General features: G+C 67.6%; 22 protein-coding genes and 1 tRNA gene. 13 read left to right on the top strand and 10 right to left on the bottom strand.

All coding sequences use genetic code 11. The features are described from left to right. Positions 1-48: 48 nt before the first annotated feature. The 6 genes from FB600_RS22240 (at position 49) to FB600_RS22215 (ending at position 7,882) form a co-directional block, all read left to right on the top strand. Positions 49-960, top strand: a complete 912-nt coding sequence (locus FB600_RS22240; RefSeq protein ID WP_096750391.1) for a DMT family transporter — start codon at positions 49-51, stop codon at positions 958-960. A gap of 45 nt (positions 961-1,005) precedes the next feature. After that, complete coding sequence (locus FB600_RS22235; RefSeq protein WP_098181702.1) at positions 1,006-2,181, top strand: PLP-dependent aminotransferase family protein; 1,176 nt, start codon at positions 1,006-1,008, stop codon at positions 2,179-2,181. A 61-nt stretch (positions 2,182-2,242) separates the two neighbouring features. Further along, on the top strand, positions 2,243-2,701 hold the full coding sequence (locus FB600_RS22230; protein WP_013698971.1) for a RidA family protein: 459 nt from the start codon (positions 2,243-2,245) through the stop codon (positions 2,699-2,701). Then, a complete protein-coding gene (locus tag FB600_RS22225; protein ID WP_098153764.1) occupies positions 2,698-3,582 on the top strand; it encodes a PhzF family phenazine biosynthesis protein in 885 nt (294 codons plus the stop codon). Before FB600_RS22230 ends, FB600_RS22225 begins: the two co-directional genes overlap by 4 nt. A 582-nt stretch (positions 3,583-4,164) precedes the next feature. Further along, positions 4,165-6,516, top strand: a complete 2,352-nt coding sequence (locus FB600_RS22220; protein WP_098153763.1) for an EAL domain-containing protein — start codon at positions 4,165-4,167, stop codon at positions 6,514-6,516. A 160-nt stretch (positions 6,517-6,676) separates the two neighbouring features. Further along, on the top strand, positions 6,677-7,882 hold the full coding sequence (locus FB600_RS22215) for a chromate transporter (protein ID WP_096750388.1): 1,206 nt from the start codon (positions 6,677-6,679) through the stop codon (positions 7,880-7,882). Positions 7,883-7,970: 88 nt separating this feature from the next. Here FB600_RS22215 and FB600_RS22210 read toward each other — a convergent pair whose 3' ends face one another. The 5 genes from FB600_RS22210 to FB600_RS22190 all read right to left on the bottom strand — a co-directional run bounded on the left by FB600_RS22210 (position 7,971) and on the right by FB600_RS22190 (position 15,849). Continuing rightward, positions 7,971-8,429, bottom strand: coding sequence for a CopD family protein (locus tag FB600_RS22210; protein WP_013698975.1), 459 nt, complete (start codon positions 8,427-8,429; stop codon positions 7,971-7,973). A 283-nt stretch (positions 8,430-8,712) separates the two neighbouring features. Next, complete coding sequence (gene parC, locus FB600_RS22205; protein WP_096750387.1) at positions 8,713-11,037, bottom strand: DNA topoisomerase IV subunit A; 2,325 nt, start codon at positions 11,035-11,037, stop codon at positions 8,713-8,715. 54 nt (positions 11,038-11,091) lie between these two features. Further along, the gene (locus tag FB600_RS22200; RefSeq protein ID WP_036036003.1) at positions 11,092-13,077 is read right to left on the bottom strand and encodes a DNA topoisomerase IV subunit B; all 1,986 of its coding nucleotides are present in this window, start codon (positions 13,075-13,077) and stop codon (positions 11,092-11,094) included. Positions 13,078-13,277: 200 nt separating this feature from the next. Next, positions 13,278-15,236, bottom strand: coding sequence for an ATP-binding cassette domain-containing protein (locus FB600_RS22195; protein WP_098181699.1), 1,959 nt, complete (start codon positions 15,234-15,236; stop codon positions 13,278-13,280). Between the two features lie 190 nt (positions 15,237-15,426). Next, positions 15,427-15,849, bottom strand: a complete 423-nt coding sequence (locus FB600_RS22190; protein WP_036049653.1) for a DUF4399 domain-containing protein — start codon at positions 15,847-15,849, stop codon at positions 15,427-15,429. 219 nt (positions 15,850-16,068) lie between these two features. On the opposite strand from FB600_RS22190, the gene FB600_RS22185 reads away from it, so the two are divergent. Both FB600_RS22185 and FB600_RS22180 read left to right on the top strand, forming a co-directional pair. Further along, positions 16,069-16,251 carry a rubredoxin gene (locus FB600_RS22185; RefSeq protein WP_013698980.1) on the top strand — a complete coding sequence of 61 codons (183 nt, stop codon included), beginning with the start codon at positions 16,069-16,071 and terminating at the stop codon, positions 16,249-16,251. A gap of 180 nt (positions 16,252-16,431) precedes the next feature. Next, positions 16,432-16,506, top strand: a tRNA-Arg gene (locus tag FB600_RS22180). 279 nt (positions 16,507-16,785) lie between these two features. Here the strand turns inward: FB600_RS22180 and FB600_RS22175 are convergent. Both FB600_RS22175 and FB600_RS22170 read right to left on the bottom strand, forming a co-directional pair. Then, a complete protein-coding gene (locus FB600_RS22175) occupies positions 16,786-17,133 on the bottom strand; it encodes a hypothetical protein (RefSeq protein WP_145757353.1) in 348 nt (115 codons plus the stop codon). A gap of 255 nt (positions 17,134-17,388) precedes the next feature. Beyond that, positions 17,389-17,676, bottom strand: coding sequence for a hypothetical protein (locus FB600_RS22170; protein WP_127837671.1), 288 nt, complete (start codon positions 17,674-17,676; stop codon positions 17,389-17,391). A 1,093-nt stretch (positions 17,677-18,769) separates the two neighbouring features. On the opposite strand from FB600_RS22170, the gene FB600_RS22160 reads away from it, so the two are divergent. Beyond that, a complete protein-coding gene (locus FB600_RS22160) occupies positions 18,770-20,482 on the top strand; it encodes a hypothetical protein (RefSeq protein WP_186021860.1) in 1,713 nt (570 codons plus the stop codon). A gap of 98 nt (positions 20,483-20,580) precedes the next feature. On the opposite strand, the gene FB600_RS22155 is transcribed toward FB600_RS22160, so the two are convergent. Next, on the bottom strand, positions 20,581-21,126 hold the full coding sequence (locus FB600_RS22155) for a hypothetical protein (RefSeq protein WP_096750384.1): 546 nt from the start codon (positions 21,124-21,126) through the stop codon (positions 20,581-20,583). Positions 21,127-21,411: 285 nt separating this feature from the next. Here FB600_RS22155 and FB600_RS22150 point away from each other — a divergent pair, with 285 nt between their 5' ends. From FB600_RS22150 to FB600_RS22140, 3 genes are all read left to right on the top strand, one after another. Beyond that, a complete protein-coding gene (locus tag FB600_RS22150) occupies positions 21,412-21,684 on the top strand; it encodes a hypothetical protein (protein ID WP_013699011.1) in 273 nt (90 codons plus the stop codon). A gap of 129 nt (positions 21,685-21,813) precedes the next feature. After that, positions 21,814-22,026, top strand: a complete 213-nt coding sequence (locus FB600_RS22145; RefSeq protein WP_025096578.1) for a hypothetical protein — start codon at positions 21,814-21,816, stop codon at positions 22,024-22,026. Positions 22,027-22,138: 112 nt separating this feature from the next. Further along, the gene (locus tag FB600_RS22140; protein ID WP_145757351.1) at positions 22,139-23,374 is read left to right on the top strand and encodes a serine hydrolase; all 1,236 of its coding nucleotides are present in this window, start codon (positions 22,139-22,141) and stop codon (positions 23,372-23,374) included. Between the two features lie 28 nt (positions 23,375-23,402). Here FB600_RS22140 and eco read toward each other — a convergent pair whose 3' ends face one another. Further along, positions 23,403-23,939: a serine protease inhibitor ecotin gene (gene eco, locus FB600_RS22135; RefSeq protein ID WP_096750382.1), complete on the bottom strand. Its 537-nt coding sequence runs from the start codon at positions 23,937-23,939 to the stop codon at positions 23,403-23,405. A 177-nt stretch (positions 23,940-24,116) separates the two neighbouring features. Between eco and FB600_RS22130 the strand changes: the two genes are divergently transcribed. Continuing rightward, positions 24,117-24,506, top strand: coding sequence for a hypothetical protein (locus FB600_RS22130; RefSeq protein ID WP_036049615.1), 390 nt, complete (start codon positions 24,117-24,119; stop codon positions 24,504-24,506). 219 nt (positions 24,507-24,725) lie between these two features. On the opposite strand, the gene FB600_RS22125 is transcribed toward FB600_RS22130, so the two are convergent. After that, positions 24,726-25,094, bottom strand: coding sequence for an ecotin precursor (locus tag FB600_RS22125; RefSeq protein ID WP_164467552.1), 369 nt, complete (start codon positions 25,092-25,094; stop codon positions 24,726-24,728). Positions 25,095-25,152 lie beyond the last annotated feature (58 nt).

Below are 25,152 nucleotides of genomic sequence, written 5' to 3'. Positions count from 1 at the left end.
CCCGCGCCATTCGCCCATTCCCCTCATCCTTCCGGAGCCTCGATCAAGATGTCCGATTCGCGCGAAACCCGCGGCATGCTGCTAGGCCTGCTCGGCGTGACGATCTTCAGCCTGACGCTGCCCATGACGCGCGTCGTCGTCACCGAATTCCACCCGCTGCTCAACGGCCTCGGCCGCGCGCTGGCCGCCGCCGTGCCGGCCGCCCTGCTGCTGTGGTGGCGTCGCGAGGCCTGGCCGACGCGTGCGCAACTGAAAAGCCTGGCGGTGGTCTCGGCCGGCGTGATCGTCGCCTACCCGGTGTTCTCGGCCTGGTCGATGCAGACCGTGCCGGCCGCGCACGGGGCCGTGGTCAACGGCCTGCAGCCGCTGCTGGTGGCGCTCTACGCGGCCTGGCTGTCGCGCGAGCGGCCCTCGCGCGGCTTCTGGCTCAGCGCGCTGGCCGGCAGCGCCCTGGTGATCGCCTTCGCGCTGCGCGACGGCGGTGGCCGCCCGCAGATGGGCGACCTGCTGATGCTGGTCGCGGTCGGCGTGGGCGCGCTCGGTTATGCCGAGGGCGCGCGCCTGGCCAGGCAGATGGGCGGCTGGCAGGTGATCTGCTGGGCGCTGGTGGTGTGCGCGCCGTTTCTCGCCGCGCCGGTCGGCTGGCTGGCCTGGCAGCACCACCTCACGCACGCCGAGCCGGTGCCGACGGCGGTCTGGCTGGCCTTCGCCTACGTGACGCTGTTCTCGCAGCTGATCGGCTTCTTCGCCTGGTACGCGGGCCTCGCGATGGGCGGCATCGCCCGCGTCGGCCAGGTCCAGTTGCTGCAGATCTTCTTCACCATCGGGCTTTCCGCGCTGCTGTTCGGCGAGTCCGTGACGCCGTCCACCTGGCTGTTCGCCGCCGCCGTGATCGGCACCGTGATCCTGGGCCGCCGCTCCGGCGTGCGGACCCTGCCCCAAGCCGCTCGCGCCGGCTGAGCGCGCAAGCGATAATCCACACCTTCCCCACCCGATGAGGACATCATGAGTGAGCTGCCCCAACCGAACTGGCCCCTCTCCGAACGCGCCCGCAAGCTGACCAGCTCCGCGATCCGCGAGATCCTGAAGGTCACCGAGCAGCCCGATGTCATTTCGTTCGCGGGTGGCCTGCCGGCGCCCTCCACCTTCCCGGCCGAGCGCATGCGCGCGGCCGCCGACCGCGTGCTGCGCGACGCGCCGGCCGCCGCGCTGCAGTACAGCGCCACCGAGGGTTTCCTGCCGCTGCGCGAATGGATCGCCGAGCGTCATCGCGTGCGCACCGGCCAGGTGCTGATCACCACCGGCTCGCAACAGGCGCTGGACCTGCTCGGCAAGGTGCTGATCGACCCGGCCAGCCGCGTGCTGGTGGAAACGCCCACCTACCTCGGCGCGCTGCAGTCCTTCTCGCTGCACGAACCGAACTACGTGCAGGTGCCCAGCGACGAGTCCGGCCTGGTGCCCGAGGCGCTCACCCCCGAGCTGACCGCCGGCGCGCGCCTGCTCTACGCCCAGCCGAACTTCCAGAACCCGACCGGGCGCCGCCTGCCGGTGGAACGCCGCCGCGCGCTGGCCGCCTTCGCGCAGTCGAGCCCGTTCCCGGTGATCGAGGACGATCCCTACGGCGCGCTCAACTACCGCGGCGAGCCGCTGCCGACCATGCTGTCGATGGCGCCCGACCATATCGTCCATCTCGGCAGCTTCTCCAAGGTGCTCGCGCCGGGGCTGCGGATCGGCTACCTGATCGCGCCCGAATCGCTGCATTTCAAGCTGGTGCAGGCCAAGCAGGCCACCGACCTGCACACCCCCTCGCTGACCCAGCGGATCGCCCACGAGGTGATCCGCGACGGCTTCCTCGACGAGCACGTTCCCGGCATCCGCGCGCTGTATGCCTCACAATGCGACGCGATGCTCGACGCGCTGGCGCGGCACATGCCGGCCGGCGTGAGCTGGAATCGCCCCGAAGGCGGCATGTTCGTCTGGGTGCAACTGCCCGCGAGCATCGACAGCATGGCCCTGCTCGAGGCCGCGATCGCCCAGAACGTGGCCTTCGTGCCGGGCGCGCCGTTCTTCGCCAACGACGCGCAGGCCAATACCCTGCGCCTGTCGTTCGTGACGGTGCCGCCCGAGCAGATCGAGCAGGGCGTCGCGCGGCTCGGCAAGCTGTTGCGCGAACGCCTGTGAGGCCCGCGCCGGTTTCCGGCCCCTGATCACCCCTCCAACCCAAACCAAGGACATACGACAGATGGCAAACGTCTACGACAAGCTGAAGGCACTCGGCATCGAACTCCCGAGCGCGGGCGCGCCGGCCGCCGCCTACGTGATGAGCGCGCAAAGCGGCAATACGGTCTACCTGTCGGGCCATATCGCCAAGAAGGACGGCAAGGTGTGGGCCGGCAAGCTCGGCCTGGACCTGTCCACCGAGGACGGCCGCGCCGCCGCGCGCGGCGTGGCGATCGACCTGCTGGCGACGCTGCACGCCCACACCGGCGACCTGAACCGCGTCAAGCGCATCGTCAAGCTGATGAGCCTGGTCAACTCGACGCTCGAATTCACCGAGCAGCACCTGGTCACCAACGGCGCCTCGGAGCTGATCGCCGAGGTGTTCGGCGACGCCGGCAAGCATGCACGCTCGGCCTTCGGCGTGGCGCAGATCCCGCTGGGCGCCTGCGTCGAGATCGAACTGATCGCCGAAGTCGAATGACGGCGCGGCGGGTTCGCTTCAAGCAGGTCGACGTCTTCACGGCGGTGCCGTTCCACGGCAATCCGCTGGCCGTGGTGTTCGATGCGGATCCGTTGTCCGAGGCGCAGATGCAGGCGATCGCGCGCTGGACGAACCTCTCGGAAACGAGCTTCGTCTGCACGCCGACCGATCCGCGCGCCGATTACCGCGTGCGGATCTTCACCACCCACCGGGAACTGCCCTTCGCCGGCCACCCCACGCTCGGCACCGCCCACGCGGTGCGCGAGGCGGGCCTGGCGCCGCGCACGCCGGGCCGCCTGGTCCAGCAATGCGGCGCCGGGCTGGTCGAGCTGCGCGAGCCGGCCGAAGGCGGCCCCCGCGCCTTCGCGGCGCCGCCGGCGCGCGTGACGCCCCTGGGCGCCGCCTCGCACGCGGCGCTGGCCGCCGCGCTGCGCTCCGAGGCGATCGTGTTCGAGGCCACGCCCTGCGCCACCGACAACGGCACGCCCTGGCTGGTGGTGCGCCTGGCCACCGCGGCTGACTGCCTGGCGCTGGCGCCGGATCCGGACGCGCTGCGCGCACTCGCCGATTCGGTCGGCGCGCTCGGCGTGGCGGCCTATGCGCCGCATCCGGCGGGCGGCCCGGCCGACTTCGAGGTGCGCTGCCTGATCACCGCCGAAGCCTCGGGTATCGTCGAGGATCCCGTCACCGGCAGCGCCAATGCCGCGATCGCCGGGCTGCTGGCGCACCAGGGCCTGCATTCCGGCCCTACCTACACGGCCCGCCAGGGCACCGCGCTGGGCCGCGACGGCCGGGTGTCGGTCGAATACGACGCCACCGGGAAAATCTGGATTGGCGGCGACGCCATCACTGTGATCGACGGCAGCTTCCTGCTGCCGTGAACCACGCCGGGCGGCCTTCCCGCGCCGCCCGCGCCGGCTTTCCATCGGCTTTCCGGGCGTTTTCGCCGCGTTTTCGGCGTTCGAGCCGCCGTCAGGCCGCCGTCGAGCGTTGCACGCCGCGTCTCGGTTTTTGCCCTCGCTATCTAATTCCTTTTCCAACCAGTAATATCGGGACCTATCGGCCGTTTTTGCTGCATGCCGAGTGATTCGTGGTCCTAGCGGTTGGGCGCCGGCCGCGGCGCCAGACCACGGTCATCGATACTGCCCGCGCCGGGGCCGGCCGCGGGTTCAACCGGGAGATCGGCCGTCCGTCACGCCTGCGTGGCGGCGGCGAGCCGTCGAAGGAGTCGGATACCAAACACAAGCCGCGAAGGGCGGGAGCGACACCACCACGCATGGCCCGGGCACATGTCCCGCGCCACGGCGCAAGCGGCCAGGGCCGCACGCTCCCGTCGCCGGCAGGCGCGCTGTCCGCGGCGCGCCGCTGCCGGAGCCCGGGCCATCGCGCCGCGGGCCGTCGTCGCCCTCGTTGCCCTCGTGATCCGAACACGCATCCATGTCGATCATCCCCCCTGCCCTCCAATGAATTCGCTTCGCAACCTCGCCGCGCAAGCGCGCCTGCCCCATGCGCGCAAGACGCGCCGTCGCGCGCTGTTCGCGATCCCGCTGCTCGGCGTGCTGGCGCTGGCGCTGCTGTGGGCGGTGATCGTGATGCGGCTGTCGGTCGAGAAGGAAAGCGCCTACCGCGAAGCCGCGGCCTCCGCCGCGATCCTCTCCACCGCGCTCGAGCAGCACACCATCAAGGCGATCCACCAGGTCGACCAGATCACCCGCTTCGTCAAGTTCGAGTTCGAGAAGTCGCCCGGCAACTTCAATCTCGCCAGCACCGTCGAGAAGGGCGTGGTGCCGAGCGACACGCTGATCCAGGTCTCGCTGGTCAACGCGCAGGGGCAGTTGCTCGCCAATACCGCCGAAACCCATCCCAAGCCGCTCGACCTGTCCGACCGCGAGCACTTCCAGGTCCACGCCAGCCACAACGACGACGAGCTCTACATCAGCCGCCCGGTGCTCGGCCGCGTCTCGGGCCAGTGGACGCTGCAGATGACGCGGCGCCTGAACGGCCCGGACGGCAAGTTCGCCGGCGTGGTGGTGGTCTCGGAGGACCCGAGTTACTTCACCAGCGACTTCTACAACAATGCCGCGATCGGCAAGGAAGGCGTGATCGCGGTGGTGTCCGACACCGGCGCGGTGCTGGCGCGGCGCACCGGCTCGGCCGGCAACGCGGCCGGCACCTTCTCGGCCACCGGCGTGTACCCGATCGCCGAGCGCGTCTCAGGCACCTACGCGGACCCGATCGACGGCACCCTGCGGATCGTCTCGTACCGGCATCTCGACGGTTATCCGCTGGGCGTGCTGGTGGGGCTGTCGCAAGCCGAGGAACTGGCCGACTACAACCACACGCGCAACGTCTACCTGCTGATGACGAGCTTCATCACGCTCGCCATGCTGGCCTTCTTCGGCGTGGCCACCGGGCTGATCGGCAAGCTGCTGGGCCGCGAGCGCGAGATGACCCAGCTGGCCGAATACGACCTGCTGACCGGGCTGGCGAACCGCTACACCACGCTGCGCGGGCTGCGCAACGACGTGGCCCAGCCGTCCAGCCTGAAGCGTCTCGCGATCCTGTTCATCGACCTCGATAATTTCAAGACCGTCAACGATACGCTGGGCCACAACGCCGGCGACATTGTGCTGCAGATGACGGCCGCGCGCCTGTCCGACGCGGTCGAGGCCGAGGGCACGCTGGCGCGCATCGGCGGCGACGAGTTCGTGGTGGTGGTCAAGGGCGACGATGCCGAGCGCCGCGCGGTGCGCCTGGCCGAATCGGTGATACGCATGTTCGGCAAGCCCTTCGACGTGCGCGGCAGCACCTTCGTGCTGCATGCGAGCATCGGCATCGCCCTGCACTCGGTGGCCAACGAAAGCGAGATCGACCTGCTCAAGAAGGCCGACCTGGCGATGTACAGCGCCAAGGACGCCGGCAAGAACTGCTACCAGTTCTACGCGCCGCATCTCTCGCATCGCGCCGACCACCTGATGCGCTGGGAACAGCAGTTGCGCATCGCGCTCTCGGAAGGGCAGCTGTTCCTCGCCTTCCAGCCCAAGATCGACCTGGCGCAGCGCTGCATCACCGGCTTCGAGGCGCTGGTGCGCTGGGAGCATCCCGAGCACGGCCTGATCGCCGCCAACGAATTCATCACCATCGCCGAATCGACCGGCCTGATCGTGCCGATCGGCGACTACGTGATCCGCACCGCCTGCCGGCAGCTCGCGCGCTGGCGCGAGGAGGGCCACGACACGCTGACGCTGGCCGTCAACATCTCGCCGGTGCAGTTCTGGCGCGGCGACCTGATCGAGACCATCTCGCAGGCGATCGACGAGAGCGGCATCCAGGCCAACCGCCTGGAGATCGAGATCACCGAAACCGCGATGATGGAATACCCCGAGCTGGTCTCGGACAAGATCATGGCGCTCAAGAAGCTCGGCATCCGCATCGCGCTCGACGATTTCGGCACCGGCTATTCCTCGCTGTCCTACCTGCACCGCTTCGCGGTCGACACGCTGAAGGTGGACCGCTCCTTCGTGCAGGCGATCCCGGCCGACCGCAGCGTCTGCGTGATGGTCTCCTCGATCGTCCACCTGGCGCGCGCGCTGGGCCTGACGGTGGTGGTCGAGGGCACCGAGACCGAGGAGCAGGTGGCCTGGCTGTCGGCGCTCGGGCAGATCCAGGCGCAGGGTTTCCTGTTCTCGCGGCCGGTGCCGGTCGACGGTATCCCGGCCCTGCTGGCGCGCTTCGGCGTGTGCGGCACGCGCGAGACGGCAGCGCGCGCGATCGCCAACTTCGAGAACGAACCGGGCAACCCCGGCCGCGGCTGATCACGAGCCGGCGCGCCGTGCGGACTGCGCCTCGCACGGCAGCGCAATCGAGACGTCGCCACCGAGCGGCGCCGCGCCCGACCCGATTCGGGCAGCAACAAAAGCAGGCGGAATCGACGACGCGTTGGCCAACGCCCGTCGCTGAGAGACCAAGATAACGATGAACACAAGCACCGATAGCGCCGCCCTGCGCGGCGAGCAGGAATCCTTATGGTCGCTGTTCCGGATCGTCGCGGGCGTGTCCGCGGTGTCCTGGGGCGGCCTGGCGATGATGGCGCAGCTCGAGCGCCATTATGTCGAGCGCGTCAGGCGCATCGACTCGACCACCTATGCCGACCTGATCGCGCTGGCCTGGATGGTGCCCGGCCCGGTCGGCTGCAATGTCGCGATCCAGGTCGGCCAGGTGCTGCGCGGCCGCGCCGGCGCGTGGATCGCGGGACTGGCCAGCGTGCTGCCCTTCTTCGTGCTGATGACCGGTTTCGCGATCTTCTATCGCTCGCCGGCGGTGCGCTCGCTGGCCTCGCCGATGCTGCTGCACGCGTTCGGCATGGTGCTGGCGGCGCTGATCGGCGTGACCTGGTTGCGCCAGGTGCGCACGCTCGCCAAGGGGCGGGCCGAGCGGGTGGTGGCGGCGGTCTCGACCGTGTTGCTGACGCTGGCGCACAGCCCGGCCGCCTTCGTCGCGATCCTGCTGGGTGCCTTCGCCGCGGGCTGGTTCGGCAGCCGCGAGCGAGGCAGCGCGCCGCGTTTCGTGCTGCTGCCGGCCGAGCGCGCGATGCTGGTGGTGCTGGCCCTGCTGGTGGCCCTGTTCGCGCTGCCGATGCCGCCCGCCTACGAGGCCAGTCTGCTGTGGGCGCGACTGGCCGGTGCCGGCATGACCCTGTTCGGCGGCGGCTTCTCGGCCCTGCCGGTGCTCAAGGCGCTGTTCGTCACGCCGGCCGTGGGCATCAGCGAACACGATTTCACGCTGGCCTTCGCGCTCTCGCCGGTCTCGCCCGGGCCGCTCCTGAACGTGGTGCCCTTCCTCGGCTACCTGAGCGACGGCTGGCGCGGCGCGCTGCTGGCCACCGCCGCGCTGTTCATCCCCTCGGCCTGCCTGGTGGTGTTCGCGCAGCGGCACGTGCACCGGCTGCGCCGCAATCCACGCTTCGAGCACGGCATGCGCATGCTGCGCGCGGCCACCACCGCCTTCCTGGCGATCGCCGTGCTGCGCATCCTGCTGGGCATGCCGGCCGCGCCCGGCTACTGGCTGATCGGCGTGCTGGCCTGCGCAGCCTTCCTGCGCAGCCGGGTGCCGGTATATGCGGTGTATGGGATGGTGGCGCTCGCCTGCGGCGGGTGGTGGCTGCTGTTCGCGGGGCATTGAGCGAGACGCCCCGGGCGTCCGGTCCCGCCTCGCCCTCCCCCGCCGATATCACGACGGCGCCGCTGTCACGGCGCCGCTCATAGCTGGTTCAGAAACCGCGCGACAGCACCGCCGTGCCGATCGTCACCACGCCGAGCACTAGGTTGATCAGCACCAGCAGGCGCATCGCACCGACCGCGCGCGCGCCGTCGGGCCAGTTCTGCGCCTGCACGGCGCGGCGGATGCGCGGGAAGATCGCGAAGCGGATATGGCCGAAGATCAGCATCATCAGCACGCCGATGCCGGCCATCGCGTGCAGCGGCCAGCTCGCGTGGCCGCCGCCGAAGGCGGTCAGCAGGAAGCCGCCCGACAACAGGGTGACGATCACCGCGCCCGCCACCCAGTTGAAGAAGCGGCCGAACACCGCCTCGATCAGCGGCAGCCGCAGTTGCGGCGAGAGATCGGACAGCGCGGGGCGCAGGCAGAAATGCGCGAACACCATCCCGCCCACCCAGACCGCGATGGCGAGGAGATGGAGGAACAGCGCGACGGCGATGGCGTGGGACATGAGCGATCCTGGGTGTTGTTATCGGACGAAACGCGCCGCCGGACCGGGATCGAGGCAGGCTCGAGCGCGCGGCGGGCGCCGGCATGACCCGGTTCGACCGACGCGCGGCCCGTCGGTTCGATGCGCGGGCGACATTTGACACGAAATCGCGCCGGCTGTCGCCGGAGCGCGTCGAGGCCGCGCTCCGGCCGCGCGCCGCGATGCCATGAAAAAGCCCCGGCGCGCGGTGAGCGAAGCCGGGGCTGGCAGCTTGGCCGGGGCGCCTTGGCGCGCCCCGCCGGACTCAGTCGAGGATCGGGCGCAGGCCCGCGAGCTTGAGCTTGAGATCGGGCGCGCGGCCCTTGCGAGCCCGCTTGCCGACCACCGGCGCGAGCGCGGCACCGGCCAGCACGACCTCCTGTGCCTTGCCGCCCCGGCCCGTGCCTTGCAGCACCACGCCGCGACCGTCGATGGCCAGCGCCTGGACCAGCGCTTCCTTGTCCTCGAGCGCCATCAGGATCACGCCGCGGCCGCCGGCCGACAGCGTCTTCATCTCGTCGAGGCCGAACACCAGCAAGCGCCCCTGGGCCGACAGGCAGGCCACCTGGGTGGCCAGCGGCATCACCGGCATCGGCGCGAGCGGCACCGCGCCCTCGTCGATCGTCATGAAGGCCTTGCCGGTCTTCTGGCGGCTGATCATGTCGCCGACCTTGGCGATGAAGCCGAAGCCGTTGCTCGAGGCCAGCAGCAGCGGCTGCTCGGCGCCGGCCGCGAAATAGTGCATCAGGTGGGTACCCGATTCGAGCTCGATCAGCGAGGTGACCGGCACGCCGTCGCCACGTCCGCCCGGCAGCACCTGCACCGGCACCGAATGCACGCGGCCCTTGCTGCCCCAGGCGATCAATGTGTCCGGGGTGCGGCACTGGAAGGCCGCGTAAAGGCCGTCGCCAGCCTTGAAGCTGAAACTGGCCGGGTCGAGCCCGTGGCCCTTGAGCGCTCGCACCCAGCCCTTCTGCGACACCACCACCGTCACCGGCTCGTCGATCACGCGGGCCTCGAAGGTGGCGCGCTTCTCCTGCTGGATCAGGGTGCGGCGGTCGTCGCCGAACTGCCTGGCGTCGCCCTCGATCTCCTTGATCAAGAGGCGCTTCATCGCGCTTTCGTTGGCCAGCAGGTCCTCCAGCTTGGCCTTCTCGGCGCGCAGCTCCTCCAGTTCCTTCTCGATCTTGATCTTCTCGAGCCGCGCGAGCTGGCGCAGGCGGATTTCGAGGATGTCCTCGGCCTGGCGCTCGCTCAGCCCGAACGCCGACATCAGCGCGGCCTTCGGCTCGTCCGACTCGCGGATGATCCGGATCACCTCGTCGATGTTCAGGAACACGATCATCCGGCCTTCGAGGATGTGGATCCGGTCGTCGACCTTGCCCAGGCGGTGGCGGCAGCGCCGCGTCACGGTCAACTGGCGGAACCCGACCCACTCGCCGAGGATCGCGCCGAGCCCCTTCTGCGCGGGCCGGCCGTCGTTGCCGATCATCACCAGGTTGAGCGGCGCGTTCGATTCCAGGCTGGTGTGCGCGAGCAGCGACTGCACGAACTCGTTCTGGTCGAGGGCACGCGACTTCGGCTCGAACACCAGGCGCACCGGCGCATCCTTGCCCGATTCGTCGCGCACCGCGTCGAGCAGGTCGAGCAGGGTCTTCTTGGTATTGGCCTGTTCCTGCGTGAGGGTCTTCTTGCCGGCCTTGATCTTCGGATTGGTGAGTTCCTCGATCTCCTCGAGCACCTTCTGGCAGGAGGTATTCGGCGGCAGCTCGTTGACCACCAGTTGCCACTGGCCGCGCGCGAGTTCCTCGATCTTCCAGCGCGCGCGCACCTTCAGGCTGCCGCGGCCGACTTCGTAGGCCGCGGAGATTTCCGCGTCGCTGGAGATGATCTGGCCGCCGCCGGGGAAGTCCGGGCCCGGCACCAGTTGCATCAGCTCGGCATGGTTGAGCTTCGGGTTGCGGATCAGCGCCACCGCCGCGGCCGCCACCTCGCGCAGGTTGTGCGAGGGGATCTCGGTGGCCAGGCCCACCGCGATGCCCGAGGCGCCGTTGAGCAGCGCGAAGGGCAGGCGCGCCGGCAGCAGCTTCGGCTCCTCGAAGGAACCATCGTAGTTCGGCATGAAGTCGACCGTGCCCTGGTCGATCTCGTCGAGCAGCAGTTGCGCGATCGGCGTGAGCCGCGCTTCCGTGTACCGCATCGCGGCCGCGCCGTCGCCGTCGCGCGAGCCGAAGTTGCCCTGGCCGTCGATCAGCGGGTAGCGCATCGAGAAGTCCTGCGCCAGGCGCACCAGCGCGTCATAGGCGGACTGGTCGCCGTGCGGGTGGTACTTGCCGAGCACGTCGCCCACCACGCGCGCCGATTTCACGGGCTTGGCGTTGTTGCCCAGCCCCATCTCGTTCATCGCGTAGAGGATCCGGCGCTGCACCGGCTTCTGGCCGTCGCAGACGTCGGGCAGCGCGCGGCCCTTGACCACGCTCACCGCGTAGTCGAGATAGGCGCGCTCGGCGTAGTCGCCGAGCGTCAGTACGTTGCCGTCGTCCGGCGGGCTCGGCGGCTCATCGAAAAAGTCGGGGGTCTTGTCATCCATCTGCTGTAGCTTCCGTATCCGTTCAGGGGCGGTGGGCGGCGCGCATCACGCCGCTCAGATATCCGCCTCGACATCGTTGCCCTTTTCCTCGAGCCAGCTGCGCCGCGCGGAGGCCTCGCCCTTGCCCATCAGCATCGTCATGCGCGAGACCGTCGCGTCGTAGTCGAGGCCGCCCAGGGCGATCGGCGCGAGGCGCCGCGTGTCCGGGTTCATGGTGGTGTCCCACAGCTGCTCGGCGCTCATCTCGCCGAGGCCCTTGAAGCGGCTGATCGACCATTGCGTCTCGCGCACGCCGTCCTTGCGCAGCTTGTCGAGGATCGCCTCGAGTTCGCCGTCGTCGAGCGCGTAGAGCTTCTGCGCCGGCTTCTTGCCCCGCGCGGGCGCGTCGACGCGGAACAGCGGCGGACGCGCCACGAACACGTGGCCGCGCTCGATCAGCTGCGGGAAGTGCTTGAAGAACAGCGTCAGCAGCAGCACCTGGATGTGCGCGCCGTCGACGTCCGCGTCCGACAGGATGCAGATCTTGCCGTAGCGCAGGTTCGACAGGTCGACGTGGTCATCCGGCGCATGCGGATCGACGCCGATCGCCACCGAGATGTCGTGCACCTCGTTGTTGGCGAACAGGCGGTCGCGCTCGGTTTCCCAGGTGTTGAGCACCTTGCCGCGCAGCGGCAGGATCGCCTGGTATTCCTTGTCGCGGCCCATCTTGGCCGAGCCGCCGGCGGAATCGCCCTCGACCAGGAACAGCTCGTTGCGCGCGATGTCCTGCGTCTCGCAATCGGTCAGCTTGCCGGGCAGCACCGCCACGCCCGAGCTCTTGCGCTTCTCGACCTTCTGGCCGGCGCGCGTGCGCGCCTGGGCCTGCTTGATCACCAGGTCGGCCAGCTTCTTGCCGTGCTCGACGTGCTGGTTCAGCCACAGCTCCAGCGCCGGGCGCGTGAACGAGGAGACCAGCTTGACCGCGTCGCGGCTGTTCAGGCGCTCCTTGATCTGCCCCTGGAACTGCGGGTCCAGCACCTTGGCCGACAGCACGAAGGACACCCGCGCGAACACGTCCTCGGCCAGCAGCTTGACGCCCTTGGGCTGCAGGTTATGCAGCTCGACGAAGCTCTTGACCGCCTGGAACAGGCCGTCGCGCAGGCCGGATTCGTGGGTGCCGCCGGCCGGCGTGGGGATCAGGTTCACGTAGGATTCGCGCGTGAGCGAGCCTTCCTCGCTCCAGGCCACCACCCAGGAGGCGCCCTCGCCGTCGGCGAAGCTGTCGTCGCCCGAGGTTTTCGCGTCGGCGAAGCGCTCGCCCTCGAACAACGGGATCAGCAGCTCGCTGCCGTTCATCTCGTCGAGCAGGTAGCCGCGCAGGCCGTCCTCGTACTTCCAGCTCTGGCGCTCGCCGGTCTTCTCGGTGACCAGCACCACCTCCACGCCCGGCAGCAGCACCGCCTTCGAGCGCAGCAGGCGCTGCAGCTCGCCCAGCGGCAGGTTCGGCGAATCGAAATACTTGCCGTCCGGCCAGACGCGCACGCGCGTGCCGGACTTCTTCTCGCCGCGGCCTGCGCTTTGCGTGACCAGCGGCTTGACCACGTCGCCGTGCGCGAAACCGAGCTCGGCGAACTTGCCCTCGCGCCAGACCGTGACGTCCAGGCGCGTGGCCAGCGCATTGGTGACCGACACGCCCACGCCGTGCAGGCCGCCCGAGAAGGTGTAGGCGCCGCCGGCGGCCTTGTCGAACTTGCCGCCCGCGTGCAGGCGCGTGAAGACGATCTCGACCACCGGCACGCCCTCGTCGGGATGCATGCCGAACGGGATGCCGCGGCCGTCGTCCTCGACCGAGACCGACTGGTCCGCATGCAGGGTGACGATGATCTGCTTGCCGTAACCGCCGAGCGCCTCGTCGGAGGCGTTGTCGATCACTTCCTGGATGATGTGCAGCGGGTTCTCGGTACGCGTGTACATACCGGGCCGCTGCTTGACGGGCTCGAGGCCCTTCAGCACCTTGATCGATGCTTCGCTGTAGGCCGCTGCGGGCTTTTTCGTGGACATAGGCGCTAGTTCGTCAATCGTCCGCCGCTGTTATCCCCAGTTGATGTGGACAACATCGTGGACAAAACGTTGAATTCGATAAAAAAGCCAATCGAAACAATGCGATTACGCGACTGCTCCGAAAGCGGGCGGCGCACCGGCGCCGCGAACGGCACCAGGGCCGGAACGCGGCGTATTTTACTGGTTCCCTGCGCGCGCGCTCATGACGGCTTGCGCTTGGCCTCGAGCTCCTCCCAGCGCTCCAGCGCCACGAGCAGTTCGTCGTCGAGCGCCGCGTAGCGCTCGGTCAGCCGCGTGCCCTCCTTGGCGTCGCGCGCGAAGATGCTGCCGTCCTCGAGCTGCGCGTTGATCGCCTTCTGCTCCGCCTCGAGCGCGGCGATCTGCTCGGGCAGCGCATCGAGCTCGCGCTGCTCCTTGAACGAGAGCTTGACGCTGCGCTGCGTGTTGCGGCCGGCCGCGGCGTTCTTGCCGGCGTCGTCCCTGGGCGCCGGGGCGGCCTCGCGCGCGGCTTCGCCGCTGCGTTTGGCGGCGTCCTTCGCCAGTTCTTCCGAGCGCGCGTGCTGGGTCTGCCAGTCGGTGAAACCGCCGACGTACTCGCGCCAGAGTCCATTGCCCTCGGCCGCGATCACCGAGGTGACCACGTTGTCGAGGAAGGCGCGATCGTGGCTGACCAGCAGCACGGTGCCGTCGTAGTCGGTCAGCAGTTCTTCCAGCAGTTCGAGCGTGGGGATGTCGAGATCGTTGGTCGGCTCGTCGAGCACCAGCACGTTGGCCGGGCGCGCGAACAGGCGCGCCAGCAGCAGGCGGTTGCGTTCGCCGCCCGACAGCGAGCGCACCGGCGAGCGGGCCCGCTCGGGCGCGAACAGGAAGTCGCCCAGGTAGCTCATCACGTGCTTGCGGGTGCCGCCGATCTCGACCCATTCGCTGCCGGGGCTGATGGTGTCGGCCAGGCTCTTGTCGAGGTCGAGCTGGGCGCGCATCTGGTCGAAATAGGCCACCTGAAGGTTGGTGCCGGTGCGCACCTTGCCCTCGTCGGGCGTCAGCTCGCCGAGGATCAGCTTGAGCATGGTGGTCTTGCCCACGCCGTTCGGGCCGATCAGGCCGATCTTGTCGCCGCGCATCACGGTGCCGGTGAAGCCGTCGATGTAGGTGCGGCCGTCGTAGCGGATCGTCACGTCGGTCAGCTCGGCGACGATCTTGCCGGACTTCTCGCCCTGCGCCACGTCGAGGCGGACATTGCCCTGCGCGTTGCGGCGCTCGGTGCGCTCCTTGCGCATCTCGACCAGCCGCGCGATGCGGCCCACGCTGCGCGTGCGGCGTGCCTCGACGCCCTTGCGGATCCAGACTTCCTCCTGGGCGAGCAGCTTGTCGAACTTGTCGTTCTCGACGCGCTCGACCTCGAGCTGCTGTTCCTTGCGGACCTGGTACTGCGAGAAGTTGCCGGGATAGGACAGCAGGCGGCCGCGGTCGAGTTCGACGATGCGCGTGGCGACGCGATCGAGGAAGGCGCGATCGTGGGTGATGAACAACACGCTCGAGCGCTGCGAGACCAGCAGTTCCTCGAGCCAGCGGATGCCTTCGAAGTCGAGGTGGTTGGTCGGTTCGTCGAGCAGCAGCACGTCGGGCTGCAGCACCAGCGCGCGGGCCAGCGCGACGCGCTTCTTCATGCCGCCCGACAGCGCCTCCACCCGTTGCGCGCCGTCCAGGCCGATCTGCGCCAGCGTGGTGGCCACGCGGGTGCGCCAGTTCCAGGCGTCGTGCAGGTCCAGCGAGGATTGCAGCGTGTTCATGCGCGCCATCAGCGCGTCGTGTTCCGCGCCTTCGGGCGTGTCGGCCAGGCGATGCGCGATCACGTCGAATTCGTCGAGCAGCGCCTGCGTGTGCGTGAGGCCCGAGGCGACCGCCTCGAACACCGTCTGCCCCGGCCCGAACTCGGGCTCCTGCTCCACGTAGACCGTCACCAGGTCCTGCTGGCGCGTGACCAGGCCGTCGTCGGGGCGGGCCAGTTCGGCGACGATCTTCAGCAGCGAGGACTTGCCCGCCCCGTTGCGGCCGATGAGACCGACGCGCTCGCCGGCTTCGAGCGAGAAATCCGCGTGATCGAGCAACGCGACGTGACCGAACGCAAGCTGCGCGCCGGTAATGGAATAGAGCGACATGGGGGAAGCGGCGAAGAAAGGGATTCGGAAACGCCCATTGTAACGGGCATCGCGGGCGGCGCCGCTTCGGCCGGATGGCCGGGGGTGGCGAGCGCGCGTTTCGCGGGATGCCGCGCGCTCGGCCGAGGCTTGCCGGGGGCTGGCCGGCGCAGGAGCGGGATCGCGCCTGCGCCGGTATTGATGCGGTGCCTCAGTGATCCACGTTGACGGTGATCGTCTGGCTCATGGCGGGGCCATAGGAGCGGTGCATGCCGTCGCCGAACTGCAGCGTCAGCGTGTGCTTGCCGGGCGGCAGCTGGATATCGGTTTCCGTCTGGGCCTTGCCGAAATGCAGCGAATGCTCGCTGGCCGGGATCACCTCGCCCTTCGGGATCGGGCCGCCGTCGATCTCCAGGTGATGATGGCCGGTGTTCGGCGTCATGTCGCCGGCCGGGCGCAGCTGCATGCCTTCCACGCCCATCTTGACGTGGACCGGGTTCGAGACCGTCGCGCCTTCGGCCGGCGCGACGAAATAGACGTGCGGTTCCTCCGCCCGCGCCGTGCCCGCCAGCGCCACCGCCGCGAACGCGCTGGCGCAAAGCATGCCGGCCATCCATCGCTTGCTCGTGTTCATGCTTCTCTCCTGTTCGATGTTGTGGGTGAAGCGCGACCAAGCATACACCCCGGCTCGTGAAAACCGCGTGGCTGAGCCAAGGCGCCGCTTTCGCGGAATGGCCGGGTGTTTCGGGTATATTGCGCGGTTTGTCGGGGCGCACACGGGGCGCATGCGCGCGCGAGCGTGAGAATGCGGTGCCGGTCCGGATGCCCGTCATCCCATTTCAGAATGAACACCATGAGCGAAGTCGTCGAATTCAAGAGCTGGGTCTGCCTTATCTGCGGCTGGACCTACAACGAGGAAGAAGGCCTGCCCGATGAAGGGCTGCCGGCAGGGACGCGGTTCGCGGATATTCCGGCGGATTGGCGTTGCCCGCTGTGCGATGTGGGCAAGGATGATTTCGTGGTGGTGGAGTTTTGAGGATGCTCGGGGCGAAGGCGATTCGCTCGATTTGAGGGTCTGGTTGCTTGAGATTTTTCAGGGCGGTGGTCTTTGCTATACTCTCACCCGCTGAATGGGTTGCCCCTGCCTAGCTGTGGCGCCCGGGTCCTCTGCATTGCTCACGCAGGTACGCTCGATGAGTTGCCTCGCGACTATCCGCTCCCCGTAGTTCAATGGATAGAACAAGCGCCTCCTAAGCGCTAGATACAGGTTCGATTCCTGTCGGGGGGACCAGTTAGCCTCCCAAAGCCTCCCAAGATTGCCTAAAAAAAACCGCAGAGCCTTGCTGTGCGGGTTTTTTTGCTGCCATCATTGCCCACAGTTGCCCAATACAAGCCAAGCACCTTGGGGGTATCAGTGGGGATATACCCCAAAGTGCTCGGCGTCGATACCCCCATCGCCGCGGCATCGATCCGGGTGATGAGAAGAAGGACACGAAACGGGTTTCCGTCCCGCAACGAAGGAGGTGGGCTTCTCCAATGTCGCATTAGCCACGGCCGCGTATGCTCCGATCTACCGGTCGGCGAATGGGGCTATCATAGCCGCCCACATTCCCAGAAGTATCAAACATTCAATGGCGAACATTACTTGGTCGTATGTTTTGCGAAGCTCTGAACGTTTCGCATAAACGACATAAATCAATGTAAATAAGGGTGTCACGACCCAAGTAGCAGCGGTAAATACAAGGAAGCTCATCATGCCTGCTGCGAAGATTCCGCTATGAAATCCGCCGACCTCGACGTACCAGTATGCAAAGCCGATCCATGGAAGCCACAGCCCAATGAAGGTCGCGATTGCAAGCTTAACCGCACCTGATGAAGGCCCAGAGTCCGCGATTTCGATAACTTGCGATTTGTTCATAGTGTCATTAGCTCGCTAGGTGAACCCTTGCCGGGTTCTCGCCGAGGCGGCGGCCATAGCTTCGGCGGCTCGCTGTTTCTCCGGAATCTGAGTCCGATTCCTGTAGTGGAATGATATCGAGATTCCGTCACGGCTGTAGATAGGTGACGTTCCGTCTACGCGACATGGGACGCCGCTTACGTGCCCCCCATCAGCAAAATGGAAATATCCAAGGCATCCCAAACACTGCGTCCATGAAAAGCAGCTCCCTTCCCACTACGTAGCCACCGTCGATAAATCGACGCGCTCGACACGCGCTGCACATTCAAAACGAGGTTGCTCCTCATGTCGCAGTGCCCAGGATGCCTCAATTGATCGCTTACTGTGTTGCGCCGCTATTTCATGACCAGCTTCGCATAAATACATCAGTTCGCTTTGGTTAGCGGCACCTGAACTTGCACACCGGCGGATCGCGTCGAAGATAGCGCCGACGTGGCGAAAAGCGCGAATGCCAGCATCCAACTCGTCGGCGGCGCGAGTGATCAGGTTAGTTTGCTCGCTCATACCAGCCCCCTGGGAACGAGGTTGCACAAGCGGCGCAAAGCCTGATTCGTTATGGCCAGGAGGTATAGACAGCTGAGCACGAGGCGATGCTGAATCACGCTACCTAGTCGCGACTCAATTCGATTAGCCTTTAGACCCAGTGGACCAACTCGGGAACCTGACCGAGGTTCACAACCAGACGTGCGGATATAGGGAGGGGAGTCTTTGAGTAGACGTAGCGTCTTGCTGCTGAGCGGCTGATATCTCATTCGAATTTCTCTCGGACGGGCGCGTATAGGCGCGAAGCTATAGCTTCATGATGAGGTTCCTTTCGGGATGTCGGGCACAGCAGATTGCATAGCCCTGTGATCAGGACGCTAGCACGACTGGGCGGATGCTCAAATGCGGCGAAGATGTGCATGTATGGTCGGGGGCCCATCCAAGGCAATACACATCCGGAATCATCCGATCAAACCAGATATTTCAGTCCTGCAGGAGCGCCTACCGTTTCGCCAGGCTTGGAATCCAGGTACTCGACGCCACGGCAGACGACATGTGGACGCGCCAGCAGGCGCTCACCCCAAGGAACTTGAGCGCTCACCCTTCGGCGGCGAGCTGTCTCTCTCCCTTCACTCACACCCCGAGCAAGACCTCGGCCTGACTGGCCTCGATGCCGTCACGTTCATCAACAAATGGCCGCAGGAATTCCAAGCGACAACACGACGTCGCCCCCGAAGGACAGAAATCGCTTCGTCCTTCCGGGGACTGTTCTCGAAGCGCTATCGCAGACCTAAAAGACGACTGTTGCCCCTAACCATACTTGCCGACACAATGCGACGCGGCGAATGAAACACGGCAGAAATCGAATCCGCGACATGCTGAGCCGCCTCTTCCAAGATCGTCCTGATCACGCGTCGAATTGCTCAATAGTTTCCCGCCCCCTCTACAGCCCTGCTCTCGCGCGCCGATATCCAGAAATGGCAGCGACGCGTCGATGCTCTCACCCGCGCCCTTGCCCATGCTCGCCCGCCCTGATTGGCAAGCCCCTTCCTGGCACGGAAAATCGAACTTTCGCGATCAATACAAGCAACCCTCAAGAAGAACCATAGGAACCATGCAGTCACGGAAGCAACGGCCCCCCATCGAGGAACTGGTCTTCATCGACGATTTTTTCCGGGTAGCCGAAAACGGTTTGCCTCCCTCGCCGGAGAACCGCAAATTCCTGCGAGCCTTCTTCGGCACGGGTGCATCGAGGCTGGGCTGGCGCGTGCGCGAGCTCAGCGTGCAGTCGCAGCGCGGCAGCATCTGCGTGCCGAAGATCATGGAAAGCCTGGGCCTGTCCTCAGACCGTGCCGGCTGGGCGGCCGCCTGCGTCGCCGACCTGCAACCCGCAGCCGAGCACCTGGCCATGCTGGCCTTGACGCCCGCCAGCCTGGTAATCGGCTGGGGCCTCACGCCGGCCATCATGCAATACGTGGACAACCAGGGCGCGGCCTTCATCGACGTGGAAATCGACTCGATCCGCTTCACGCGTGACCTGCATCTGGCGGTGCGCACCAACGACCCGGGCATCCGGGAAGAACTCGAGCACCTGCGCATCGACGAGGAGACGTTCTGGTCCAACGCGGCCGGCCTGCGCGGCCACTTCGCCCGACGCGGACATTCGTCCATCGTGAACGCCGACCTGAGCGTGGGCCTGTTCGTCGGGCAGACCAGCGTCGACCTGGCCCTGATCGGCGGCGGGCGCCTGGCCCAGCCTGCCGATTTCATCGAACCGATCCGCCAGTGGGCACAACAGGTCGACCTGCTGGCCATCCGTCCTCATCCTGCCCAGGCCGATACGCGGCAATTCGATGTCCTGCTCGACAGCATCCCCAATGCCCTGCTGATCAAGCACAATACCTACAGCCTGCTCTGCGCCGACAACCTGGCCTTCGTCGGCGCGATATCGTCCGGCGTGCTCAAGGAAGCGCCCTATCTGGGCTGCAGCGACGTTCGGCACCTGCTTGCCGACGACCGCAATACCGCCAGCCGGCTGCCGCCCGAGTGCTCTGCCTGGATTCCGGTGCGGCTCGAAGTGGCCAGTGCCCGCGCGCTGGAAGCGTTCTCGGCCGCGCGAAGCCAGCTCGGCTCGCGCTTGTCCGCAGCGCCGTCCCCGACGTTTGCCGAGGACACGCTCACCCAGATCTTCGCCTACCGTTGGGGGCTGGACCAGGCTGCGGGCGGCTTGCCCGAATTCCCGGTGTTGACGCCGGAACAGCCGATGAACCTCGCCTCGGGCACCCCCGCCGCGGCGACCACATTCTTCACGCACGGCTGGCACTGGCCCGAATCATGGGGAGCATGGACAGCGGAGCCGCGCGCCTGGCTGCTGGTGCCGCTGGACTGCTCGGCAGCCGCCAGGGCTGACGCAGGTTTCGTCCTGACCCTGCGCGGCTACGTCTATGCCCCGCCTCCCGCGCAAGCGCCGGACGTGAGGATCACCGTCAACGGTCGGGAATGCCGAGCCGTCGTCAATCAGGACGGTGGCCTGGAATGGATCGTCGATCTCGATGCGGATGCCGTTCAGCGCCGCTTGCTGATGATTGCCATCGAGGTGCGAGGAGCCCTTCGGCCCTGTGACGTGAGCGAAAACAAACACGACATGCGAACGGTTGGATTCGGCCTGGTCGATCTCAGCTTGCGTGAATGCACAAAGCTCACGGACGCAACCATCCCTACATCCTCACTATCTGAAAACGTGGGGCCTTGCCTACCCACTCCGGCTGAGGCACCTGATGCGACAGTGGCGGCGGCAACTGTCCAGGCACGCGGGAATGCAAGCTGAGAGAGACAGGACCGATATCGGCCGCCATGAAGAACGGCGCCTCGATCCGAGGCGCCGTTCTTCAAGCGATTTGTAAAGCGCGAGCGCGGAGTTGCCCCCTACTCCTTGTCGATATCCTTCTCTTTCGCCTTCTCGAGATTCTTGACCATCTCATCAAGGATCCGATGCATCTGCTGGGTCATCTTCTTCAACATTTCCGCGTGCACCTTCGCGACCGCCGGATGCGTGCCCTCCGGCAGCCCCGAATGCTGCTGAAGCGCATGCATCACGGCGATCGACTCGGAATCGCTGAGCGGGCCGAGCGTGGACAGGATGTCCTGCTGCATCGCCACGTCACTCGGTATCGGCAAGGGCGGCGCGGCTTGCGCGAAGAAATGCGCGATGCGCGGATCCTGCCCGGCCGATGCATGCGTCGCGCTATCGCCGCCCGGCAAGGGGGTGCGATTGCGCGGGCGCGAACCCGCGGCCCCCGCTTGCTGTCGCTGTGTAGAGAAACTCTGCGGAATGCCGGCGAAGTGCGCCGTGGAAAGCCGGCGCACCGCGCCGCCCGAGTCCTGCCGGTTGGGGCTGGACGGCTGATGGCTGTCGTTGCGCGAAACCTCGGCCGGCGCGACCGGCGTGATGTTGCTGGAAGTCCTCACCATGATGGCGGCCTGTGTCGAAGATGAGCCATCGCATTACACCCGAATCGTCGCCGGCCGCCGCCGGCTTGGCGAAGCCGGCGATGCATTTGCGAAACCGGCTCTGATCCCTGCGCGGCCCACTTATGCACAGCAGCACGGCAGGCAACGCCTGTGCATAAGCCAGAAATCGCGCCCGCCCGGGCCTCCCCCCAGCCACATCCCGCCCCTGCCCCGCGATCGTGCGAAAATCCCGCCTTTGCCGCGCCCATCGCGCCCCCTGTCACACCGCACTGGATGGAGTCCCATATGAACGTCAACGAACAAATCGCCGCGCTGACCGCCGCCGAACTGCAGACCGCCGGCGCCGGCCAGGCCACCGCGATCGCGCTGACGGTGCTGCTGCGCCACCTGCGCTCGCCGCAACTGGCGCAGATGATCTCCTCGGCCTTCGAGAACCACGAGGCCGTGATGCTGCAGTCGCCCTGGCCGGAGCAGATGCTGCAGTCGTATCGCTCCACGCGCCGCCTGCTCGAAGGCGCGGCCGGCGTCGAGGCGGGCGAGGCCGATCCGGCCGCCTGAGCCCGCGCCGCGCGGGGCTCGCGCCTTGCGCGATGCCTCGCTTTGTTCGATGATGGTCGAGTCGCGCGTCGCGCGACCGGCCGCCGCGCCTGGATGCGCCAGCCGCCTTCGTTCCCGCCGTCGCCGACGATGCCCACCGAATCCGACAAACCCAAACGCCGCCCGTCCACCCGGACACAGAACCTGATCGCCATCGTCGCCGGCGTGACGACCTTCCTGATCGGCGCGGGCTGGGTGATCCACAGCTACATCGTCGATCGCGAAGCGCCCTATTTCGCGATCCCGCTGGTGTTCTCGGTGCCCGTGATCGTCGCGGTGACGATTCGCAGTTTCTGGGATTGAGCGCCGCGATCCTGCCCCGCGCAGGAATCGCGTGTGAATCTTCGCGCGCGGCGCCGGTCATACGCGCGACGCGGCCAGCCCGGTCCGCCCTCGCCCAACCGCCGTATTCCGCATGATTCGCCAGCCTATCTTCCGCCTTGCCCCTCGTCTTCCCGCCCTGCGACGCCTGCTCGTCCTGCTCCTGATGACGTTCGCCGCGTCGCTGCTGCCCAAGGCCGCATCGGCCGCGCCCGGCACTCGCGCCTGCGCGACGACAGCCCACGGCGCCCATGCCCGCCGCTGCATCGCCAAGCCGAACAAGCGGCACGTCAAGCCGGCACCGCATGCCAAACGCGCCAAGGCGCACAAGCCGCGTCCGCACACGACGATCCGCAAGAAGCCGCGCCGCCGCGTCACGCCCAAGCCGGCCGTGGCCGCGCAGCATGAGCGGCTGCATCGCAAGCGCGCCGCACGCGGCACCCACCCGAAGCGCAAGCCGCTGCCGACGCCGGGCCATGCCCCGCGCGCGACGGCCAGCGCTCGCGCCGCTGCCGCCCAGGCCGCTGCCGCCGCCAGTGCAGGCGCCCGGCCGCAATTGCTGGCCAGTTGCGGCTACACGCCAGCCACCAAGCGCCTGCTGCGCTCACGCGCGATCTACGTGGTCGACGAGCGCACCGGCACCGTCCTGCTCGAACGCAATGCGAGTCAGATTCGTCCGATCGCCTCGGTCTCCAAGCTGATGACGGCGGTGGTCTCGCTCGATCGCCACGCACCGCTCGCACGCAGGATCAGCGTCACCGGCGCCGACCGCGACACCATCAAGTTCACCGGCTCGCGCCTGAAGGTGGGCTCGACGCTGTCGCGCCGCGACATGCTGCATATCGCGCTGATGTCGTCGGAGAACCGCGCGGCGGCCGCGCTCTCGCGCGACTACCCGGGCGGCCGCCCGGCCTTCGTCGCGGCAATGAATCGCAAGGCGCGCGCGCTCGGCATGGGCAACACGCATTTCGTCAACGCCACGGGGCTGTCGCCGCGCAATGTCTCGACCGCGCGCGATCTCTCGCGCCTGATCGCGGCGGCGAACCGCTATTCGACGATCCGCGCCTTCTCCACCGATCGCGCGCAGATCGTGAGGCCGGGGCACGGCCAGCTCAGCTACGTGAATTCGAATGCGCTGGTGCGCGGCGGGGATCGACACATCACGCTGCAGAAAACCGGCTTCATCAACGAGGCCGGCCACTGCGTGGTGATGCGCTACCAGATCGGCGCGCGGCCCGTCGACGTGGTGCTGCTCGACGCGCCCGGCCCGCGCGACCATATCGCGGACGCGATCCGCATCCGCAACTGGCTGAACTGCTCGCTGCACTGAAGGCAGCGATGGGGGATGATGGCGAGGCTCAGCGCACCACCGCGCGCCCGACCTCGTTGGAGCCTTGCCAGAGCCGATAGCGCACCTCGTAGCCGACCGGCGCATACACGACCACCGGCAGCCGGCTGTTGTAGCGCAGCAGGAAGCCGTCGCCCTGCGCGATCACGAACTCGGTCTGCGGCGCGGCGGTGGGCGGGCAGGCCTTCATGGTCGAGACCACCTGCCCGATATCGGTCACGCGATAGTAGGGGTAGCCCCAGCCGGACACGGTCTCGTGCTGCAGGCGGGCCGGAAAGCTGCGGATATTGCAGTCGACCGGCATGGTCTTGCCGACGATCACCTGCACGCGCACGTCATCCTCGAGCTCGGCGGGCGGCAGCGTGATCACCGCGCGCTGCATGCCGGCCGCGGGCGCCGGATAAGCCTTCAGGTCGACGTTGGCGGCGGCCGGCGCGGCAACGGATGCGGGCGCGGGTGCCTCGCTCTGCGCCACGGCGAGACGCGCCGTGCCGAGGGCAAGGAGTGCTGCGGCAGCGACGACAGACAAGCGGGTCGGACAAGGCATGCGGATCTCCTGATCGAACGGTGGAAGGAACCAGAAACAGGATGCGCGCCGCCGCGCGATGCCGGTGCGTGACACACCGGCGCGGCAGGACTTACGCGATTGTAATCTCCTGACACAATTGGTCCCGAACTTGGCCGAGTCGTTCCTTCCTAATCAACAGCACCCTGGAGAACCCACATGCTGAGACTGCTTGGAACGCTCGGGATCGCGGCTGCCCTGGCAGGCTGCGTCGCCGCCCCCGACGGCTACTACGGATATTCGGATCCCTACTACACCGACGGCTACGCCTATGGCCCCGGCTATGCGCCTGTCTACGGCACGGTCAACGTCTGGGGCGGCGGCGGTGGCGGCTGGTATCGCGGCGACCGCTGGGGCCATGGCTGGCACGATCGCGGCGGCTGGCACGGCGGCAACGGCTGGCGCGGCAATGGCGGCGGCTGGCATGGCAACGGCGGCGGTTGGCACGGCGGCGGCGGTGGCTGGCATGGCGGCGGCGGGCGGGGCGGCAACGGTTGGAGCGGCGGAGGCGGCGGTGGCCACGGCGGTGGCGGCGGTCACGGCCACTGAGGTCGGCGCGCGCAACTTGCAACCAGATGTATCAGTGAATCGGCCGGCCTTGCCGGCCGATCTCGTATCCGACGGCGCCTGCTCGACGGGCGATCACCGCCCCGCCAACGAAGCAGCGCCCGCCCCGGAAACCCGGAGCGGGCGCTGCGTATTCCCCGCTACTGAATGAAGACCGGCGGCGCCCTGCAGGACGCGCGCCGTCTCGTGCCGTTCAGCGGCTTACCAACCCGGCTGCTGATAGTAGCCCGGCGCCGGCTGCGGACCGCAAGCCACATAGACATTGCGGTAGCGATCGAAGCAGGTACCCGGGGGCGGGCCGGCATAAGCCTGCTGGTATTGATACTGGGCCGGCTGATAAGCCGGTTCCTGGTAGGCCGGGGCCGCGTAGGCCGGCGCGGCATACGCGGGAGCCGGCGCCAGCGCCGACGAGACGATCGCGCCCAGCACCGCGCCGCCGATCAGCGCGCCGACCACGGCGCCACCGCCGCCGCCATGCCCACCGTGCCAACGCCCATGGGCGGAAGCCGGGCCCGCGACGACGAGCGCACCGGCAGACACCAGCACCGCGACGATTTTCTTGTTGATCATGTTGCTCTCCACTCAAGGTGGTACGTGATGGAGACCATTCTGGGACGGCTCGGCCGTA

The organism is Burkholderia sp. SJZ089 (assembly GCF_007828315.1).
Lineage (GTDB): Bacteria > Pseudomonadota > Gammaproteobacteria > Burkholderiales > Burkholderiaceae > Burkholderia > Burkholderia gladioli.
This window is presented reverse-complemented; position numbering and strand designations above follow the sequence as displayed.